Origin of the sequence: Pseudonocardia sp., assembly GCF_025965585.1 — a bacterium.
Taxonomy (GTDB): Bacteria; Actinomycetota; Actinomycetes; order Mycobacteriales; family Pseudonocardiaceae; genus Pseudonocardia.
The window spans coordinates 1-3751 of sequence record NZ_JAOPWR010000290.1 but is presented as its reverse complement, the minus strand read 5'-3'; the positions used below and the strand labels follow the sequence as shown (position 1 = coordinate 3751).

Below are 3751 nucleotides of genomic sequence, written 5' to 3'. Positions count from 1 at the left end.
TGTGAGTGCCCGGAACTCGGCCGACGACCGTGACCTGCGGGTTCGACACCCACCACGGCTCGGCATGATCGCCTGGTGGCGCTCCGACTGACGTACCTGATCGTGTCCCGGCTGCTGGGCTGGCTGGTGTTGCTCGCCCGCACCGACGCGGACAAGGACATCGAGATCCTCGTGCTGCGCCACCAGCTCGCCGTACTCAACCGCCAGACCCGGCGAGCTCGAATCTCCTGGGCCGACCGGGCACTGATCGCCGCTCTCGTCCACCGACTCCCCCGCCACCGCCGGATCAGTCTTCTCGTCACGCCAGCCACGATCCTGCGCTGGCACCGAAAGCTCGCAGCCAGCTGCTGGACCACCAACCACCGCCGGCCCGGTCGACCACCCATCCCAGCCGGCCTACGGGCACTGGCGGTGCGCCTGGCCACCGAGAACCCGAGCTGGGGCTACCGGCGCGTGCACGGCGAACTCGCCGGCCTCGGCTACCAGATCGGCGCCTCCACCGTCTGGAAGATCCTCAAGGCCGCCGGCATCGACCCCTCGCCACGGCGGTCCGGACCGACCTGGGCTCAGTTCCTCCGCGCCCAGGCCCGCGGGATCCTGGCCTGCGACTTGTTCCACCTCGACACCATCACCCTGACCCGGCTCTACGTCTTCCTCGTGGTCGAGCACGCCACCCGCCAGGTACACATCCTCGGTGTCACAGCCCATCCGACCGGGACATGGCTGACCCAACAAGCGCGCAACCTCGCGATGGACCTCGACGATGCCGGCAAGCGCTGCCGGTTCCTCATTCGCGACCGCGACGCCAAGTTCACCGCCATGTTCGATGCGGTCTTGACTGGCGCGGGGATCCAGGTGATCAAAACTCCGGTCCAGGCGCCACGGGCGAACGCCATCGCCGAGCGATTCGTGGGCAGCATCCGCCGCGAACTCCTCGATCGGATCCTCATCGTCAACCAGCGCCACGCAGTCTCGGTCATGGCCGAGTACGAGAGCTACTTCAACCACCATCGCCCACACCGCGCACTGGCACAGGCCGCTCCCCTACGTGCGCTCCCGGAACACCGCCAGACCGACCTCACCCGCGTCCGCCGCCACGACCGGCTCGGCGGCCTCCTCCATGAATATCAGCAGGCCGCATGACGTGAGCGGAGTTTCGGGCACCCACAGGCGATGCGCCCGCCCACCGGAGGGCCCCCCGTTCGTCAGGGTGTCCGCTCGCCACACCATCTATGCCCGCTCGGATGTCGAACAGTGGTTGAGCCAGCAGCGCGTTGACCCTGGCACCGCCGCATGAGCACGCCCGGCATCCCAGTCGGCGTCACCGTTCGTGGCGCGATCGAGGACCGGCCAGATCGACCCCTCCGCTACCGAGCCCGAGTCCGATGGACCGACCCCGCTTCGGGGAAACGTAGATCGAAGTCCGAAGCGTTCATCGCAGAGGAACGGGCACATGCATGGCTGGATCAGATGCAACGACTGGCAATGGCAGGCGTACATCCGGAAACCGCGACGATGACCCTCGCCGAATACGGCAATTCTGTAATGCCGTTGGCCATGCGGGGATTGGAGGCGAAAACACTGGACCCGTATCTGGCGGGCTGGCGCCGACGGGTGGTTCCCTCTCTCGGCCACCTCACACCTCGGATGATCACCCACGGCGCCGTCGACCGAGCCGCCAACACCTGGATCGCCGACGACAGCAGCCGCTCCACGATCAAGAACAGCCTTGCTGTTCTGGTCCGCGTCATGGAGCAGGCCGTCCGAGACGGCATCCTCGAACGCAACCCGGCGCGCATCACTGGCTGGCAGCATCAGTTCCGCAAAGCCGAGGACGAACTCGATGATCCGCGCTCCCTGGCTCTGCCCGACTGGGCGACGCTCACCCGGCTCGCAGACGCGCTCGTCGCAAGATCGGCCGACCAGCATCGTGGCTGGGGCGACGTCACGATCTTCGCCGCGTGCACCGCGGCGCGCATCGGAGAGGTGTCGGGCTGCCGCATCGGCGATATCGACACGACGAACTGGCTGTGGACGGTACGGCGCCAGACCACCCCATCACCCGGCGGGCTCGTCGACAAGGGCACCAAGGGCAAGCGGGCACGAGCCGTCCCACTCATCGCTGACGTCCGAGACCTCGTCCAGCACAGGATCGACGCCGTTCAGGGCCGGGAAGACGCGCGACTGTTCACCGGACCCCGGGGCGGCCGCATCACCACTGCGGTCCTCCGGGACGCGACCCACTGGGACGAGGTCGTGAGCTCCCTCGGCCTCGAGCACCTCCGCCGCCACGCCCTGCGCCACACCGGACTGACCTGGATGGCCGATGCCGGCGTCCCCGTGCACGTCCTGCGCGTCATCGCCGGCCACGGATCGCTCACGACGACCCAGCGGTACCTGCACCCCACCCGACACAGCATCACCGATGCCGGTGACGCACTCACCGCGTACCTGCGAGCCCCGCGGTCCCCGAACGGTCCCCAGCCCGAAGCGATGTAGATCATGAACAACCGCTATGCCCGGTCAGCAGGAACAAGGGACCGCACAGGTTTCGGCAGCTCAAAAGCATGATGGGCGGTCCCCCCGTCGAAGGGAACCGCCCATCATGGCCGTCGGGACGACAGGATTTGAACCTGCGACCCCTTGACCCCCAGTCAAGTGCGCTACCAAGCTGCGCCACGTCCCGGCCGCCCCCGAGGGGGCTCGACAACCCTACAACACGGTCCTTCGGGCCCTTCCGGCCGGTCGTGGCTCCCCACGGAGCGAGGTAGCCGCCCCTGCTGTCCGCCGCCGGTTGCCCGTCAGCTGCGACAGCGCCCAGTCTGAGCCGGACGTCCGTTCCGCACCACCGCCCAACGTCGCCCCGTCGGAGGCGACTTTCGTGGGTACGCGCTGGTAACTACGGTCGCTGGAAGGCCGGCTCGGGGCTCTCCGCCGTTCGGACGACGGATGGCACCACGGGGCAGGCCAGCGCGAACGTCGCGCGGACCACGAACCCGCCTGCCGGCGTGGTGCCCGCCGACAGGGCCCCGCCGACCGTCACCACCCGCTCGGCCAGGCCGGTGAGACCTGCGCCACCCGAGGCGAAGGCCTCGCGGCGGCGCCGGCGCGGCGGGGCGGCGTTGAGCACCTGGACGTGCAGCTCGTCGGGATGCCAGGTCAGGTCCACCCGGACGGGGGCCCCGGACGCGTGGCGGGCCGCGTTGGTCAGCGACTCCTGCACCACCCGGTACACGGCCCGGCCCACGCCCGGAGCCAGCTCCGACTGCGCACCGTGGTGGGTGATCTCGACGTCGACGCCTGCCGCGCGGGCCCCGGCGACGAGCGCGGACATCTCGGCGAGCCCGGCGCCCTGCTCACCGCCGCCGTCGACGAGGCCGAGGGCGACGCGCATCTCCGCGAGCGCCCGCTTGGCAAGCGCGCGGATGCGGTCGGCGGCCTCGCGCGTGGACGGCTCCGCGGTGGAGGCGGCGAGCGCGGAGGCGCCGACGGCGATCAGGGTGGCGTGGTGGCCGACGGCGTCGTGGATCTCCCGTCCGATGCGGGCCCGTTCCTGCGCGCGGGCCGCGTCCTGCGAGGCGACGACGGCGTCCTCGCGGACGCGCTCGAGCTCGCGGAGGCTGCGGGTCAGCTTCTCGCGGGTGTCCACCATCAGCCCGACGAACGCGGGCGCCACGGCGTACAGGCCCACGAACACGACGGTGAGCGCTACGCGCTGCCACGCGAGGTCCTGGGTGAGCAGCACGGGCGT

At 70.0% G+C, this 3751-nt stretch carries 3 protein-coding genes and 1 tRNA gene; 2 read left to right on the top strand and 2 right to left on the bottom strand.

All coding sequences use genetic code 11. The features are described 5' to 3' along the window. The first annotated feature begins 75 nt into the window (after nt 1-75). On the top strand, nt 76-1143 hold the full coding sequence (locus JWR81_RS18115; RefSeq protein WP_297653776.1) for an integrase core domain-containing protein: 1068 nt from the start codon (nt 76-78) through the stop codon (nt 1141-1143). A 150-nt stretch (nt 1144-1293) separates the two neighbouring features. Beyond that, nucleotides 1294-2499: a site-specific integrase gene (locus tag JWR81_RS18110; protein WP_297653774.1), complete on the top strand. Its 1206-nt coding sequence runs from the start codon at nt 1294-1296 to the stop codon at nt 2497-2499. A 113-nt stretch (nt 2500-2612) separates the two neighbouring features. Here JWR81_RS18110 and JWR81_RS18105 read toward each other — a convergent pair. Together JWR81_RS18105 and JWR81_RS18100 are read right to left on the bottom strand one after the other, a co-directional pair. Next, nucleotides 2613-2686, bottom strand: a tRNA-Pro gene (locus tag JWR81_RS18105). 213 nt (nt 2687-2899) lie between these two features. Next, the coding region (locus tag JWR81_RS18100; RefSeq protein WP_297653770.1) for a histidine kinase at nt 2900-3751 on the bottom strand (852 nt) is incomplete at its 5' end.